Raw genomic sequence first — 14,351 nt, forward strand, 5'->3', positions numbered from 1 at the left:
CGGGGTGGATACCGGTTCGCGTGAAGAAAACGCGTCAAACAAAAATAAGCCGCTATTGGATCTTGGCCGTGGTGCTATCGGTCGCGCCCTTGTTGTCGACCCAGCTGATTTTCAGATCGTCGCCCTTCTTGGCGCCCTTGAAGCTGAACTTGACATAGGGGTCCTTGGAGACCGCCGCGCCCCAGTCTGCGACGAACACGGCTTTGCCGAGATGTTCGAATGTCAGTTCCTGGATGAAATGCGGTGGGATGATCTCGCCCTTGGCGTCCTTGATGAAGCCGGAATCCATCGGATGCTGGATCAGCGCCTGGACTTCGGTGGTTTCGCCGCTCGAGGTTGCGCGCACGCGAATGGTCGATGCCATCAGAATACTCCTTTGGGATCCCGGGTCAGCCGCCGCAGCCACCGACGGTGACTTTGACTTCCTTGGTCGCGCTGTAAAGCTTGCCGCCGGCTTCTACGATCGCGATTACGTTGCTGGTCTTCGCCATTTTGAGGCGATTGGCGACGCTCGGCATCGTGCCGGCCGGAATTCTGTAGGAGGCCGCCAGCGCATTCGGATTGTCGGTGACCAGAAACGAGATCGAGGTGACGTCGCCAAGGTCGGTCGTGACCGAGATCGGAACCACCGCGCCGTTCTCGGCGATTTCAGGCGCATCGAGTTTTACCTTGTCCGACGGCTCGGCGGTTTTGCCATACAGCGCCTTGATCGCGTCCGCGGCACTCTTCGCCTTGAACGCATCCTCAGGATATTTGTCGTTGGCCGCGGCAAGCGCCGGAGCCAGGCCAAAGCCAATGTTGCCAAGGCCGACCAGCGCGACCACCCCCGCGCCTTGCAGGATCAGGCGCCGCGTCGCCGGAAAGCCGTTGTCAGTGATGCTCATCTAGAACTCCCCTCTGGCGCGCTCGCCGTCATAATGTCTGCAGGAAATCCACGACCGCGTTGATCTCCTGCTCGGTCAAAATCCGGTTTCGGCCGAACGGCGGCATCACGGTTTGCGGATTACGCTTGGTTTCATCTGACACGATCGCGACGAGATCGTTGCGGTCGGGATATTTGCTTTTGATATCCTTCAGCGCTGGCCCGATGGTGCCGGGAAGATCGCCGCCCTTGATGCCGTGGCAGGTGAGGCAATTGCCCTTGCCGCGATCGAAAGCGATTTTCTCGCCTTCGGCTGCGGCGGATTGCGCGCGGGCCGCGCCGAAGCAGGCGGTAGTGCCCATCAGCAACGCCAAGGCGAGTGCCTGCAGGACGGACTTCGTCGAGGAGATGGCAGTCAAGGCGTTTCCTGGGCGTTCATGCCGGTTATCGGGCCGCAATATAGGGGGTCAAAAGCACAAAGGCCATCGGCTGGCAATGCGGGCAATCGGCGCGGCAGAATGGGGTTAATGTTCCTCGCGGTGCGGGCCGGAAACGGCCGAATGTTGCGGTATTTAGCCTTTAGAGCGATCAGACTTTTGCAGGACGCAGTTGAGGTCTAAAAACCGGGTGGGAGAGTCTCATGGCTGACTACGTGGTTGAATTCGGCAAGGATGGCCGGCCGGTGGAACCCGACGGCCGTCTCGACGCGCCGGCGTTTCATCGCAACCACCAGGCGATCTGGTCGGTATTGCAGACATTTCTCGAGAGCAAATCCGGTGACGTGGTCGAGGCCGGCAGCGGCACCGGCCAGCATGTGGTTGAATTCGCCGGCCGTACCCCTGACATCACCTGGTGGCCGAGCGATCTCAACGCGCAGCATCTCAAAAGCATCGACGCATGGCGGGCGCGCGCCGGATTGCCGAACATCCGCCCGCCGCTGCGGATCGACCTCGCCGACCCCGCATGGTGTGCTCAAATGCACGATGGCAGCGGCCCCGGGAAATTGCTGGCGGTGTTCTGCGCCAACGTGATCCACATCGCGCCGTGGCGCGTTGCGGAAGGGTTGTTCGAAGGCGCGGGGCGTTACCTGCGCGCGGACGGTCGGCTGTTTTTGTACGGGCCGTTCAAGCGCGGCGGCAAGCATACCGCAGTCAGCAATGCCGTGTTCGACACGAGCCTTCGCGAAAGGGACGCCGAATGGGGCGTACGCGATGTCGAGGCTCTGGAACAGCTGGCCGGGAAAGCCGGTCTGGTGCTGATCGAGATTGCCGAAATGCCTGCCAACAACCTGGTCCTGGTGTTTGCCCGATCGAAATCGGCCTGAACGGCGGCGCATAGCGCGCGCCCGTTTGCGTCGGTTGATCGGGCCGGCGGCTGCATTCATAGTGCCGGGAATCAATGCGGCCTATGCCTCGATCCGGCCGCGCCTCCGGGCGGAATTGACCGATGATCGACATGACCGCGGCTGACGAGATTTCCGGCGACGCCCGCGCGCGGTCCAACGTGGTGCGGCTGGCGGCGGCGCAGGCGCTGACCGGCGCCAACTCGGCGGTGATTTTCGCCACCGGTTCGATTGTCGGTGCGACGCTGGCGCCGGATATCTCGCTCGCGACCGTGCCGCTCTCGATGTATGTGGTGGGACTGGCCGCCGGCACGCTGCCGACCGGCGCGATCTCGCGTGCCTACGGCCGCCGCGTCGCCTTCATCATCGGCACCGGCTGCGGCGTGCTGACCGGCCTGCTCGGGTCGTTCGCGATCCTGCACGCGTCGTTCCCGCTGTTTTGCTGCGCGACGTTCATCGGCGGGCTTTATGGCGCGGTGTCGCAGTCCTACCGTTTTGCCGCCGCCGACGGCGCCAGCGCGCAATATCGGCCCAAGGCCGTGTCGTGGGTGATGGCCGGCGGCGTGTTTGCCGGCGTGCTCGGCCCGCAGCTCGTGCAATGGACGATGGATGTCTGGCCGCCCTATCTGTTCGCCTTCAGCTTTGTGGTGCAGGCGATCGTCGCACTGATCGCGATGGCGGTTCTGGTGGGCGTTGATGCGCCAAAACCTGCGCCGTCGGATTTTCACGGCGGCCGTCCGCTGTTCGAGATCGTGCGGCAACCGCGGTTCATCGTGGCCGCTATCTGCGGCATCGTCTCCTATCCCATGATGAATCTCGTGATGACGTCGGCGCCGCTGGCGATGAAAATATGCGGGCTCAGCATCAGCGATTCCAACTTCGGCATTCAGTGGCATATCGTGGCGATGTACGGGCCGAGTTTCTTTACCGGCTCCCTGATCGCGCGTTTCGGGGCGCGAAGGGTGGTCGCGGCCGGCCTGTTGCTCGAAGCGGGTGCGGCGACGATCGGGCTAACCGGTATTACGGCGATGTACTTCTGGGCCACCCTGATCGTGCTCGGCGTCGGCTGGAATTTCAGCTTCGTCGGCGCCTCCGCGCTGGTGCTGGAAACGCACCGCCCGCAGGAGCGCAACAAGGTGCAGGCGTTCAATGATTTTCTGATATTCGGGACGATGGCGGTGGGGTCGTTCTCGTCCGGCCAGTTGCTGGCGAATTACGGCTGGTCCGCGGTGAATATGGTGGTGTATCCGCCGGTGCTGTTGGGGCTGACGGTCCTGACCCTGGCCTCGTTCGCCCGGCGCCGGCGGGCAAGGCTGCAGGCGGTGTCGGAGTTTCCCGAACCGAGTATCTGACGGTGCTCAATGCTTCGGCGACGGTCGAAGCATTCCTCTTTGCAATTTGCTAATCGCTATCGTCATGGCCGGGCTTGTCCCGGCCATCCACGTCTTAAGCTACGAGTTGCAGGAAAGACGTGGATGCCCGGGACAAGCCCGGGCATGACGGTACCGGGACAAAAGAAGCAAAAATGCTGGAAAACTACAGGAACACATCAGTCGACGAGACCTCCGCCCGTTACGACGGCTGGCGGATCGTCGTGGTGTGTTTCCTGGTGGCGACCTTCGGCTGGGGCCTCGGCTTCTATGGCCAAAGCGTCTATCTCGCCGAGTTGCATCGCCTCTACGGCTGGCCGGCCTCGCTGATTTCGACGGGGACGACCTTCTTTTATCTGTTCGGCGCGGTGCTGGTTGTCTTTGTCAGCGAAGCGGTGCGGGCATTCGGTCCGCGCAACTGCCTGCTCGGCGGCGTGGTTGCGCTGGCAGCGGCCGCCGTCATGATCGGCCAGGTTTCCGAGCCGTGGCAACTTTATGTCGCCGATGCGCTGATGGCATTCGGCTGGGCCGGCACCAGCCTCGGCGTCATCACCAACATGCTCGGGCTCTGGTTCGACCACAAGCGCGGCATGGCGATCAGCCTGGCGCTGAACGGCGCCAGTTTCGGCGGCGTCGTCGGCGTGCCGCTCTTGGTGGCGGCGATCGAGCGTTTCGGATTTTCCGGCGCCATGACCTCAGCCGCGATGGCGATGCTGGTGCTGATGATTCCGATCATCCTGATTTTTGTCGGGCAGCCGCCCGGTCGCGCTGCCGCAATGGGGTCGGCCGCCATGGCGGCGCCGTCCGCATCGCGGATACGCGCACAGGCATTGCGTGATGTTGCGTTCCTGAGTGTCGCGGTTGCATTCGCCCTGGTGCTGTTCGCGCAGGTCGGATTCATCGTGCACCTGATTGCCTACCTCGATCCGCTGATCGGCCGGACGCATGCGACGACCGCGGTCGCACTGTTGACGGCAATGGCGATGGCCGGGCGCGTGCTGTTCTCGACCGTGATCGACCGGCTCAACCAGCGGCTGGCTTCGGCGATCTCGTTTACGAGCCAGGCGGTGGCGCTACTGGTCATCATCCATTCGCGCAACGAGATGGTGCTGATCGCGGCCTGCGCGGTATTCGGCTTCTCGGTCGGCAATCTGATTACACTGCCGTCCTTGATCGTGCAGCGGGAGTTCGACCCGCGCTCGTTCGGCGTGCTGATCAGCCTGGTCACGGCGATCAACCAGATCACCTATGCGTTCGGCCCGGGAGTCATCGGCCTGTTGCGCGACGCCTCCGGCAGCTACGCGCTGCCGTTTTACGGCTGCATCGGGTTGCAACTGATTGCCGCCGTGCTGATCATGGTGCGCGGACGCAGCAAGCTTGTGTAGCCCGGATGAGCGCAGAAATCCGGGGCAGCTGTCGCCGTCATCCCGGATTTCGCTCCGCTCATCCGGGCTACGGTTCTACGTCTCCCGCTGCCGCAGCAAGTCGTCGAGGTCGAGCCGGTGGGTGAACATCGCGAGCGATCCGTCCGGCTGGCGCGGCCACTGCTCCCTGGGCCGGTCCCAATACAGTTCGACGCCGTTCTCGTCGGGATCGCGCAGGTAAAGCGCCTCGCTGACGCCGTGGTCGCTGGCGCCGTCGAGGGCAATTCCGGCCTGGATCAGGCGATGCAAGGCATCTGCCAGCGCGGGCCGGGTCGGATAAAGGATCGCGGTGTGAAACAATCCCGTCGTTCCCGGGGGTGGCGGATGGCCGCCCCGGCTTTCCCAGGTGTTGAGACCGATGTGATGGTGATAGCCGCCGGCCGAAATGAACGCGGCGCCGGAGCTTAAGCGTTGCGTCAGCTCAAAGCCCAGCACGCCGCAATAAAACGCCAGCGCGCGATCGAGATCGGCGACCTTGAGATGAACGTGCCCGATCCGCGTGCCTGCAATGATGGGTGTGGAGGTCTCTGGCATGGAGTCTCTCCGTCGAGATCTTTACCTCGCCCCGCCTGCGGGGAGAGGTCGGATTTTTAGCGTAGCGAAAAATCCGGGTGAGGGGGACTCTCCGCGAGTCCTAATATGGGGAGAAAGCCCCTCACCCCAATCCCGTCCGCGCGAAGGGCGGGGAGAGGGAGCTTTTCACGCTAATTCGGAAACCTGTCCCTCCGGCAGATCGAACTCGAACGTATTCAGCGTCATCGAGACCATCGTGTAATAGCCGCACAGTCCGATGATTTCGACCAGTCCGCGCTCGGTGAGCATCTTGACGGCCTCGTCGTACAAGCCTTTGGAAACGCCGTGGCCTTCGTGCAGCGATCTCGAGACGTCGTAGATCATCTGGCCCTTCGGGTCGTCGAAATGCGGCGTGCGGCGATCCCTGATGGCGTCGATGAGGGCCGGATCCATGCCGCCCGCAAGCGCCAGCCGCTTGTGGGCGTACCATTCGTAGTGCGAGGTCCAGTGCCGCGCGGTGACCAGGATCGCGATCTCCGACAGTTTCGCCGGAAACAGCGTATCGAACCGCAGGAAGCCGCCCAGCCGCGTGGCGTGCCGCGCCATTTCCGGGCTGTTGAGCCAGGCCATCATCGGCGGCGGCGGCTTGCCGCGCTTGCCGGCGATCGATTCGTCGTAGGTCTGTTTCTGGTCCTCGCTCATTTCGCCAGGCGAAAGCAACTTCAGCCGCATGTGGGTTTCCTCTTGTTTTTCAGTCGTTCTCGGCTTTGCGAATACACCCGATCGGGCGTCATGACTACATCCCGGCTGCTTGGCGCGGACTAGAGACATATTGAATTCCGCAAGGCGATGACTAAGGTCAATCCAACATCGCAAAATGGAAACGCCGCCATGTCCGATCTGGAAAGTTTTCGCCGCGAAACCCGCGCCTGGCTCGATGCCAATTGTCCGCCGGAGATGCGGCGGCCGATGACGTCGGAGGAAGATACGTTCTGGGGCGGCCGCAACACCAAATTCTCCTCCGAGCCGCAGCGCGTCTGGTTCGAGCGGATGCGCGACAAGGGCTGGACCGTGCCGCACTGGCCGAAGGAATATGGTGGGGGAGGCCTCGATCCGGAACAGACAAAAATCTTGCGCCAGGAGATGGCAGCGATGGGCGCGCGCCAGCCGCTGGTGTCGTTCGGCATCTCCATGCTCGGGCCGGCGTTGCTGAAATACGGCACCGACGCGCAGAAGAAGGAACACCTGCCGAAGATCGCGGCAGGGCTGATCCGCTGGTGCCAGGGCTATTCCGAGCCTAACGCCGGCTCGGACCTCGCCTCGCTGCAGACCCGCGCCGAGAGCGACGGCGACGATTTCATCATCAATGGTCAGAAGATCTGGACCTCCTACGCCAATTACGCGGATTGGATTTTCTGCCTGGTGCGCAGCGATGCGACCGCCAAAAAGCATGACGGCATCAGTTTTATTCTGTTCGACATGGCCTCGAAGGGCGTCTCGACCAAGCCGATCCTGCTGATCTCCGGCCGCTCGCCCTTCTGCGAGACCTTCTTCGACGACGTCCGGGTACCCAAGGCCAACGTGGTCGGCACCGTCAATCGCGGCTGGGACGTCGCCAAATATCTGCTGCAGCACGAACGCGCGATGATCTCGGGCATGGGCGAGCGCGGCGTCGGCCGGCCGCTCGGGCAGGTCGCCGCGGATTCGGTGGGCACCGACGAGCAGGGCCGCCTGGAAGACCCGATGCTGCGCGGGCAAATTGCGACCTTCGAGATCGACGAGGCGGCGCTGGCCTGCGCCGCCGAGCGCGCGGTCGATCTGGCGAAAGCCGGTCAGGCGCATCCGGCGGTTTCCTCGGCGATGAAATATTACGGCACCGAACTCAACAAGCGCCGCTACGAAATCCTGATGTCGGCGGGCGGCGTCGATGCGCTGGAATGGGAAAGCGAGCGCTCCAAAGGCGGCGCCCGGCCGCGCGCCTGGCTGCGCACCAAGGCCAACTCGATCGAGGGCGGCACCTCAGAGGTGATGCTCGGCATCGTGGCCAAACGGATTTTGGATTTGCCGGGGGCGTGACCCTATACGTCATTCCGGGGCGACGCGAAGCGTCGAACCCGGAATCTCGAGATTCCGGGTCTGGTCCTTCGGACCATCCCGGAATGACAATCCTAAAAACTTCTAACCCGGAATCCCTCCATGGCCCTCGTCCTAACCGAAGAACAGTCGATGCTGCGCGACAGCGCGCGCGGTCTCATCAGCGACAAGGCACCGGTGTCGCATCTGCGGCAATTGCGCGATAGCAAGGACGCCACCGGATTTTCGCGCGACCTGTGGCGGGCGTTCGCCGAGATGGGATTTTCCGGCCTGCTGGTGCCTGAGGATTTCGGCGGCAGCGGGCTTGGTTGCGTCGAGGCCGGGGTGGTGATGGAGGAAATCGGCCGCACCCTGATGCCGTCGCCGTTCCTGGCGACCGCGGTGCTCGCGGCTTCTGCGCTGTCGCGCGGCGGCAGCGCCGCGCAGAAATCCGAGCATCTGCCCAGGATTTCGGATGGCTCGCTGCTGGCAGCACTGGCCATCGACGAGGGGACGAAACATCGGCCGCTGCAAACCAACATGCAGGCGGTGCGTTCCGGCAACGGTTTCAGGCTTCAGGGCGACAAGGCCTTCGTGATCGACGGCCACACCGCGGACCTCTTGATCGTCGCGGCCCGCACCGCCGGCGCAGCGGGCGAACGCGACGGACTGACGCTGTTCCTGGTCGATCCCAAAGCCAAGGGCGTCGAGACCGAGCGCACCGCGATGGTCGATTCGCACAACGCGGCGCGGATCAGGTTTGACAATGTCGAGGTCGATGCCGACGGCGTGCTTGGCGAGGTCGATCAGGGCGGTGCCTTGCTGGAAGGCGTGCTCAATATCGGTCGCGGCGCGGTGGCCTCCGAAATGGTCGGGCTCAGCGAGGAAGTGTTCGGCCGCACCGTCGGCTATCTCAGGGAGCGCAAGCAGTTCGGCAAGCTGATCGGCGAATTCCAGGCGCTGCAGCACCGCGCCGCGCAGCTCTATATCGAGATCGAGATCACCCGCGCTGCGGTATTGAAGGCGCTGCAGATGCTCGATGCGAATTTTGATAACGCGGGCGCGGCCGTAGCCGTGGCAAAAGCGCGCGCGGGCTCGACCGCGACGCTTGCGGTCCAGGAAGGCGTGCAGATGCATGGCGGCATGGGCATGACCGACCAGTTCGACATCGGTTTCTTCATGAAGCGCGCACGGGTCTGCCAGGAATTGTTCGGCGACAGCAATTTTCACGCGGATCAACTGGCGCGGATGAAGAGGTATTGAGGGATAAACTGTCATTCCGGGATGGTCCGAAGGACCAGACCCGGAATCTCGAGGTTCCGGGTTCGCGCTTACGCGCGCCCCGGAATGACGGCCTGACGGCCGTCACCTGATCGGCGGCGCGTACTGGATCCCGCCGGCGCTCCAGAGTTGGTTGAGGCCGCGGGGAATGTCGAGCTTGGATCCCGAGCCGACATTGCGCTCGTAGACTTCGCCGTAATTGCCGACGTGCCGGATGATGCGCGCGGCCCAGTCCTTGGTCAGTCCAAGCTCCTCGCCGTAAGTGCCTTCGGTGCCGACCAGCCGCATCACGTCGGGCTTCTTCGACTTCATCGCCTCGTCGATGTTCTTGGAGGTGATACCGAGTTCTTCGGCGTTGATCATGGCGTACAGCGTCCATTTCACGATCAGCATCCAGTCGTCGTCGCGCTCCCGCACCACAGGCGCCAGCGGTTCCTTTGAAATGATGTCGGGCAGGATGACGTGGTCGTTCGGTTTGCCGAGGTTCAGCCGCAGCGCGTAAAGCTGGGAGACGTCGGCGGTGAAGGTGTCGCACTGGCCGGAATCATAGGCCTTGATGACATCCTCCAGTTTGCCGAATTTCATCTCCTGGTATTTCATGTTGTTGGCGCGGAAATAGTCGGCAAGGTTGAGCTGCGTGGTGGTTCCCGATTGCACGCAGACCTTGCTGCCGTCGAGCGCCAGCGCGGAATCGATGTTTCGCGCCCTCGGCACCATAAATCCTTCGCCGTCATAATAAGCCACCGCCGGAAAATACAGATCATAAGAAGTCTCGCGCGACATGCTCCAGGTCGAGTTGCGCGAGAGAATGTCGACTTTTCGGTTCTGCAGTTCCTTGAACCGCTCGCTGGCGTCGAGCGGAATGAACTTCGCCTTGTTCGGATCGTCAAAGATGGCGGCCGCGACCGCGCGGCAGAAGTCCACGTCGAAGCCGGTCCAGTTGCCCTTGTCGTCGGGGATCGAGAAGCCCGGCAGGCCGGTATTGACCCCGCACAGCACCTCGCCGCGCCGGATCGTCCGTTTCAGGGTTCGCGTGTCGTAGCGCTCGTAGGTGATCGCGATCGCCGCGACCGCGACTGCGACCGCCAGCCCGATCAGGAGCCCGCCACGGAATGTCCGCATCATGTTTTTCTCGCCATTTCAGGAAAATAAGTTGGTTATGAAAACGCAGCGCCGCGGTTACAATTCCGGCTTCTGCCGTACGATCACCTTGGTGCCGACAGGCACCCGTTCATAGAGGTCGGTCACGTCGGCATTGACCAGCCGGAAGCAGCCGGAGGAGACTTTGGTGCCGATCGTATCGGGCCGGTTAGTGCCGTGGATGCGGTAGACGGTGGTCCCCAGATACATCGCGCGGGCGCCGAGCGGGTTGCCGGGACCGCCAGCCATGAAGCGCGGCAGGTAGGGCTGGCGCGCGATCATTTCCGGCGGCGGCGTCCAGTCGGGCCATTCGGCCTTGCGCGTAATGTTCAGCAGACCCTGCCACTGGAATCCGTCGCGGCCGACGCCGATGCCATAGCGAAGCGCGCGGCCATTGCCCTGGATCAAATAGAGATGGCGCTCCGCGGTCGAGATGATGATGGTGCCGGGCGCTTCGGTGGTCCGGTAGAACACCATCTGCTTCCGGTATTCGGGGTCCAACTCCACGGAATCATCCGGCAGCAGGCCCGGCTGGTCGCCGACATCGGGCTGCTGCGCAAAGCTCTGCGAGGCCGAAAGCATCAGGCCGGCCGTCGCAATCGCCATCCAGATCAGGTGCCGAAACTTCGTCATCCATAGCTCTCCTCGTTGGACGCGGTCAACGAATGTTGCCGGGCGTGGATCACCGTTCGCCAAATCACGGGAACCATCAAAGCGCAGGGATCGGCCAATGGCAAGCAATCCAGCTATCTCGCTGGATTGTTTCGATTTTCGTCGGTTGCAGTTGCCGCGATGAAACCATGGACCGGCGATGCGGGAAAACGAAGGTAGCTTCCGTTCCCAGGATGGCTCAGCTCGAGGCGTTGAGCAGGCGGGCGATGGTGCGGTCCATCTCCTCGTATTGGCCTTCACCATCATGCTGGAATACGATCTTTCCGCTCTGGTCGATGATGTACTGCGCCGGCCAATATTGATTGCGATAGGCGTTCCAGGTCTGCGAGTCGTTGTCTTGCGCGACCGGGTAGCTGATGCCGTGGCGTTTCAGCGCCGCCTGCACGTTGGAGGCGGATCGCTCGAACGGAAATTCCGGGGTGTGAATGCCGACCACGACCAGGCCGCGATCCCGGTATTTCGCATATAGCTGGGTGACATGGGGCAGGGTGTTGACGCAGTTGACGCAGCCATATGTCCAGAAATCCACCAGCACCACCTTGCCGCGCAGGTTCGCGATATTGAGCGGGGCGGAATTGAACCAGTTGCTGATGCCGGCGAAATTGGGCGCGGTGCGCTGCGCTTCGGCGACCGCGAGCGGCGCGGCGAGGTTGCGCGCGGTCTCGCCGGCGATGCCGGCGCCGGGGGCACCGATCAGGCACAGCGCAATCGTCGAAGCGGAGGCGGCAAGCGATCGTATCGTCATGGGTGGCTCCATTCTTTGGGATTTCCTGGGGATTGATTGACTAGAGGCCAATCTGGCCGCTCGGATAAAATCTCGTCAGCCACGCGACGATCAGCGTGTCGTATTGAAAATACGATGCGACCGCGAAGGCGATCACGACCACGCCGAACCCCTGCTGCAGCCGAGGGGAAATTCGCGCGATGCTGCGCACGCGGGTCGTCACGGCCTGGCCGCCATAGGCGATCGCGAGCATCGGGATCGCCGCACCGATCGCGTAGACCACCAGCAACAGGCTCGCCCAGGCGGTATCGCTGGAGGTGGCGACGATGGTGAGAATCGAACCGAGCACGGGACCCGCGCACGGCGTCCAGACCAGGCCGAGCGTGGTGCCGAGTATGAAGCCGCCGATATTGCCTTGGCGGACCGCGTGGCTACCGGCCGAATGGCCGTTCATGAGCCTAGCAGCCTGAATCGACAACCACTCGAACGGCCGAGGCCAAATCATCAATAGTCCAAACACGAGCAGCAGGATGACCGCGCTGGTTCGCAGGCTATTGGGGTCGAAATCGAAGATGCGAGTGGCTGCGCTCAGCAACAATGCAGCGGCGGAGAACGAAACGACAAAGCCTAGTGCGATCAATGCGGGTCGCGCCTTACCGGTCTGGCCGGCCGATGCGCCGAGCAGGATCGGCAGCATTGGCAGAGTGCAGGGGGCGGCGACGGTGACGACGCCGGCGAGCAGGGCAAGAAAAAGGTTGAACATCAGCAGGACCCATCGAACGCTCCGGGCGGGCCATGCGGCCGCACGCGAGTTCGACAGGTTCTTCGGGATGCCGGGGCCTGGCGTTACCCTGATCGCGTCACGTATTCGTGAGCCCCCGCGCTGAGGGCAGGAGTTTCACGGCCGAAGGGCTCCAAATACAGAGCGACCCGGAGGGGGGCATCCCGTCCGGGTCGTCGGAGACATTTCGGAGGTTCGAAGATGATATGTCGGCGGTTTCGGTTGTTGGTGTAGCAGCGGAGTTTTTCCCGGTGACGTCGTCTATTGTTTCATTTGTTTCGTCGGACCGCGGGCCTCACGCCGCCAGGCTATCGAGCCCGGCCCCCCTGAGCAGGTCGGCGAGTTGCTTGCGGGCATAGAACATCCGTGTCTTCACCGTGCTCTGGGGGATGCCGATGATCGCGCCGACTTCTTCCACCGATTTCTCGTGGTAGTAGACCAGGTTGATGATCTCGCGGTGCGCCGGCGACAGCTTGGCGACGCAGGCGCGCAGGATGGCGCTGGTCGTGCTGCGGTCCAATGATGCTTCCGGCGTATCGGCCTCGTCGGCGATTTCCAGCATGTCGTCCTGGTCGATGTCCTCGTGCCGGCGCTGCCGCAGCGCCGTCAGCGCCTTGAAGCGGGCGATCGACAGCAGCCAGGTTGAAACCTGCGAGCGCCCTTCGAACTGGCTCGCGGTGCGCCAGACATCGAGGAAAACCTGGCTGGCGAGGTCTTCCGCCATGGTGGCGTCCCTCACGATACGAAGGATGAAGCGGTAAACCCGCACGTTGTGGCGGGAATAAAGGATGTGCATCGCGGTCCGGCCGCCATCCGCAATGCTTTCCAACAGCATTTCATCCGAGGTCGCCTGCGCGGCCATGATGCCCTGGCGGGCTGCGGCATTGATTGCGATCACATTCTGCATGACTAGCTCCCCTGTCACCGCTTTGGCGGCGCTTTGTTGGGGAAATTGTTAACGAGCGAACGTTTCGGGACGTCTGCACGCCAAGGGGAAAATGGTTTCGTGCCCAGGAGAATTGTTTCGTCGCAGTCTCAGCGATGAAACAATTCGGAATGAAATATCAGCAATTTCAATGAGATGGGTTTTGGAGCGGTTTTGGACCGATTCGGGCCGAAGGCGGCTTCCGCCCCGGATCTGGTTCGGATTAGGCAGTACGACGACACCGGCCGGTCGTTGCGGCTCACTTGCGTCCGGGACAGGCCCAAAAGCAGTATTCCCGGCCGGGGCGATCGGTACGAAACGATTCGACGAACCCGCCCTGTCGCTGGGTGACAAAAACCGTCTTTCCGTCGTTGCCGCCGAAGGCGAGGTTGGTCGGCTCCTTGCCGTTGAGCGGAATCTCGCGGATCAGTTTTCCCCCCGGGGTCAGCACCGCGATGGTGCCTTTCAATATCCGCGCCGCGAACAGATTTCCGGCGGTGTCGGTGCGCAGGCCGTCGATGTCAAAATCGTCGAACCGCTTGACGAGTTTGGGGGCAACAAGCCGCGTGCCGTCGATCCGGTACGACCAGATCTCCCTGGTATCGGATTCGCCGACATAAAGGGTTTTTCCGTCCGGACTGAGATCGATCCCGTTGGTCGTGCTCATTCGGCGATCGGCGGTCATCTTCTCGCCGATGACATTACCGTCGGCCGATCTTTGCACCCGCCAGATCTGGCCGTCGTGCCGTTTCCAGTTTGGATCGCTCGCATAGATGGTGCCGTCGGTCGCGACCGTCATGTCGTTGGGCTGATTGAAGTCGTCCGAATGGAAGTAGGTTTCGACGTCTTTTCCATCCCTGCCTACCACAAAGATCGTGTGCTTCTTGTAGTCGGCGACGAACATGCGTCCTTCCCGATCGAAGCGGATCGCGTTTCCGACGCTTCCCTCCGGCAGCACCGCGAACAATTCCGATTGCGATGCCCCGGCGGCCAGCTTTCCGATCGTGCCCGGCTTGCCGAAATTGACGACATACAGGTTCCCCTGCTGATCGACGGCCGGCCCTTCGATCCCATGGGTGTATTCGCCCGCGGGCGTGACTTGCCGGCTCTGAAACGGGGCGTCCTGCGCGACCGCCGACGACACGACGGTCAAGGCGACGGCCAGTTGACAAAGCAACGAGATTGCCCTGCTCGATATGGTAACCGTCCGCATCCGTGCACCCACCGTTCAGATAGAGGTCGGC

16 protein-coding genes are annotated in these 14,351 nt (G+C 62.6%); 5 read left to right on the plus strand and 11 right to left on the minus strand.

Going from position 1 to position 14,351, the window contains the following annotated elements; translation table 11 throughout:
- Positions 1–52: 52 nt before the first annotated feature.
- From soxZ to soxX, 3 genes are read right to left on the minus strand one after another with little or no spacing between them, the layout of a single operon-like run.
- Positions 53–364: a thiosulfate oxidation carrier complex protein SoxZ gene (soxZ, locus tag B5527_RS00830; protein ID WP_079599605.1), complete on the minus strand. Its 312-nt coding sequence runs from the start codon at positions 362–364 to the stop codon at positions 53–55.
- Positions 365–389: 25 nt separating this feature from the next.
- Positions 390–884, minus strand: a complete 495-nt coding sequence (gene soxY, locus B5527_RS00835) for a thiosulfate oxidation carrier protein SoxY (protein WP_079599606.1) — start codon at positions 882–884, stop codon at positions 390–392.
- Between the two features lie 28 nt (positions 885–912).
- Positions 913–1,224, minus strand: coding sequence for a sulfur oxidation c-type cytochrome SoxX (soxX, locus tag B5527_RS00840; RefSeq protein WP_079606962.1), 312 nt, complete (start codon positions 1,222–1,224; stop codon positions 913–915).
- A 278-nt stretch (positions 1,225–1,502) separates the two neighbouring features.
- Between soxX and B5527_RS00845 the strand changes: the two genes are divergently transcribed.
- From B5527_RS00845 to B5527_RS00855, 3 genes are all read left to right on the plus strand, one after another.
- Positions 1,503–2,186 (plus strand): DUF938 domain-containing protein, encoded by a 684-nt coding sequence (locus B5527_RS00845; protein ID WP_079599607.1) that lies wholly within the window; start codon positions 1,503–1,505, stop codon positions 2,184–2,186.
- 122 nt (positions 2,187–2,308) lie between these two features.
- Entirely contained in the window at positions 2,309–3,556 is a 1,248-nt protein-coding gene (locus tag B5527_RS00850) for an MFS transporter (protein ID WP_079599608.1), read from the plus strand.
- Between the two features lie 173 nt (positions 3,557–3,729).
- The gene (locus B5527_RS00855; protein WP_079606963.1) at positions 3,730–4,959 is read left to right on the plus strand and encodes an MFS transporter; all 1,230 of its coding nucleotides are present in this window, start codon (positions 3,730–3,732) and stop codon (positions 4,957–4,959) included.
- A 75-nt stretch (positions 4,960–5,034) separates the two neighbouring features.
- Here B5527_RS00855 and B5527_RS00860 read toward each other — a convergent pair whose 3' ends face one another.
- On the minus strand, positions 5,035–5,532 hold the full coding sequence (locus B5527_RS00860) for a VOC family protein (protein ID WP_079599609.1): 498 nt from the start codon (positions 5,530–5,532) through the stop codon (positions 5,035–5,037).
- Positions 5,533–5,697: 165 nt separating this feature from the next.
- Positions 5,698–6,243: a carboxymuconolactone decarboxylase family protein gene (locus B5527_RS00865; protein WP_079599610.1), complete on the minus strand. Its 546-nt coding sequence runs from the start codon at positions 6,241–6,243 to the stop codon at positions 5,698–5,700.
- 159 nt (positions 6,244–6,402) lie between these two features.
- On the opposite strand from B5527_RS00865, the gene B5527_RS00870 reads away from it, so the two are divergent.
- Positions 6,403–7,587 (plus strand): acyl-CoA dehydrogenase family protein, encoded by a 1,185-nt coding sequence (locus tag B5527_RS00870; protein ID WP_079606964.1) that lies wholly within the window; start codon positions 6,403–6,405, stop codon positions 7,585–7,587.
- A 120-nt stretch (positions 7,588–7,707) separates the two neighbouring features.
- Entirely contained in the window at positions 7,708–8,847 is a 1,140-nt protein-coding gene (locus B5527_RS00875) for an acyl-CoA dehydrogenase family protein (protein ID WP_079599611.1), read from the plus strand.
- A 102-nt stretch (positions 8,848–8,949) separates the two neighbouring features.
- Here the strand turns inward: B5527_RS00875 and B5527_RS00880 are convergent, their stop codons facing one another.
- The 6 genes from B5527_RS00880 to B5527_RS00910 all read right to left on the minus strand — a co-directional run bounded on the left by B5527_RS00880 (position 8,950) and on the right by B5527_RS00910 (position 14,320).
- Complete coding sequence (locus tag B5527_RS00880) at positions 8,950–9,987, minus strand: amino acid ABC transporter substrate-binding protein (RefSeq protein WP_079606965.1); 1,038 nt, start codon at positions 9,985–9,987, stop codon at positions 8,950–8,952.
- Positions 9,988–10,044: 57 nt separating this feature from the next.
- Positions 10,045–10,638, minus strand: coding sequence for a L,D-transpeptidase (locus B5527_RS00885; protein WP_079599612.1), 594 nt, complete (start codon positions 10,636–10,638; stop codon positions 10,045–10,047).
- A 217-nt stretch (positions 10,639–10,855) separates the two neighbouring features.
- Positions 10,856–11,422, minus strand: a complete 567-nt coding sequence (locus tag B5527_RS00895) for a thioredoxin family protein (RefSeq protein ID WP_079599614.1) — start codon at positions 11,420–11,422, stop codon at positions 10,856–10,858.
- Positions 11,423–11,462: 40 nt separating this feature from the next.
- A complete protein-coding gene (locus B5527_RS00900) occupies positions 11,463–12,164 on the minus strand; it encodes a cytochrome c biogenesis CcdA family protein (protein WP_079599615.1) in 702 nt (233 codons plus the stop codon).
- 313 nt (positions 12,165–12,477) lie between these two features.
- Positions 12,478–13,089: a sigma-70 family RNA polymerase sigma factor gene (locus B5527_RS00905; RefSeq protein WP_079599616.1), complete on the minus strand. Its 612-nt coding sequence runs from the start codon at positions 13,087–13,089 to the stop codon at positions 12,478–12,480.
- 277 nt (positions 13,090–13,366) lie between these two features.
- Complete coding sequence (locus B5527_RS00910; protein ID WP_079599617.1) at positions 13,367–14,320, minus strand: SMP-30/gluconolactonase/LRE family protein; 954 nt, start codon at positions 14,318–14,320, stop codon at positions 13,367–13,369.
- Between the last annotated feature and the right edge of the window lie 31 nt (positions 14,321–14,351).

Source organism: Bradyrhizobium erythrophlei, from assembly GCF_900129425.1.
Taxonomy (GTDB): domain Bacteria; phylum Pseudomonadota; class Alphaproteobacteria; order Rhizobiales; family Xanthobacteraceae; genus Bradyrhizobium; species Bradyrhizobium erythrophlei_C.

Excerpts from the sequence above, each read along its gene's own strand:
- B5527_RS00845 (WP_079599607.1), top strand. The coding sequence starts at position 1,503 with ATGGCTGACTACGTGGTTGAATTCGGCAAGGATGGCCGGCCGGTGGAA.
- soxY (WP_079599606.1), bottom strand. The coding sequence starts at position 884 with ATGAGCATCACTGACAACGGCTTTCCGGCGACGCGGCGCCTGATCCTG.
- B5527_RS00895 (WP_079599614.1), bottom strand. The coding sequence starts at position 11,422 with ATGACGATACGATCGCTTGCCGCCTCCGCTTCGACGATTGCGCTGTGC.
- B5527_RS00875 (WP_079599611.1), top strand. The coding sequence starts at position 7,708 with ATGGCCCTCGTCCTAACCGAAGAACAGTCGATGCTGCGCGACAGCGCG.
- B5527_RS00860 (WP_079599609.1), bottom strand. The coding sequence starts at position 5,532 with ATGCCAGAGACCTCCACACCCATCATTGCAGGCACGCGGATCGGGCAC.
- B5527_RS00905 (WP_079599616.1), bottom strand. The coding sequence starts at position 13,089 with ATGCAGAATGTGATCGCAATCAATGCCGCAGCCCGCCAGGGCATCATG.
- B5527_RS00910 (WP_079599617.1), bottom strand. The coding sequence starts at position 14,320 with ATGCGGACGGTTACCATATCGAGCAGGGCAATCTCGTTGCTTTGTCAA.
- B5527_RS00885 (WP_079599612.1), bottom strand. The coding sequence starts at position 10,638 with ATGACGAAGTTTCGGCACCTGATCTGGATGGCGATTGCGACGGCCGGC.
- B5527_RS00855 (WP_079606963.1), top strand. The coding sequence starts at position 3,730 with ATGCTGGAAAACTACAGGAACACATCAGTCGACGAGACCTCCGCCCGT.
- soxX (WP_079606962.1), bottom strand. The coding sequence starts at position 1,224 with ATGGGCACTACCGCCTGCTTCGGCGCGGCCCGCGCGCAATCCGCCGCA.
- B5527_RS00850 (WP_079599608.1), top strand. The coding sequence starts at position 2,309 with ATGATCGACATGACCGCGGCTGACGAGATTTCCGGCGACGCCCGCGCG.
- B5527_RS00865 (WP_079599610.1), bottom strand. The coding sequence starts at position 6,243 with ATGCGGCTGAAGTTGCTTTCGCCTGGCGAAATGAGCGAGGACCAGAAA.
- soxZ (WP_079599605.1), bottom strand. The coding sequence starts at position 364 with ATGGCATCGACCATTCGCGTGCGCGCAACCTCGAGCGGCGAAACCACC.
- B5527_RS00900 (WP_079599615.1), bottom strand. The coding sequence starts at position 12,164 with ATGTTCAACCTTTTTCTTGCCCTGCTCGCCGGCGTCGTCACCGTCGCC.
- B5527_RS00880 (WP_079606965.1), bottom strand. The coding sequence starts at position 9,987 with ATGCGGACATTCCGTGGCGGGCTCCTGATCGGGCTGGCGGTCGCAGTC.
- B5527_RS00870 (WP_079606964.1), top strand. The coding sequence starts at position 6,403 with ATGTCCGATCTGGAAAGTTTTCGCCGCGAAACCCGCGCCTGGCTCGAT.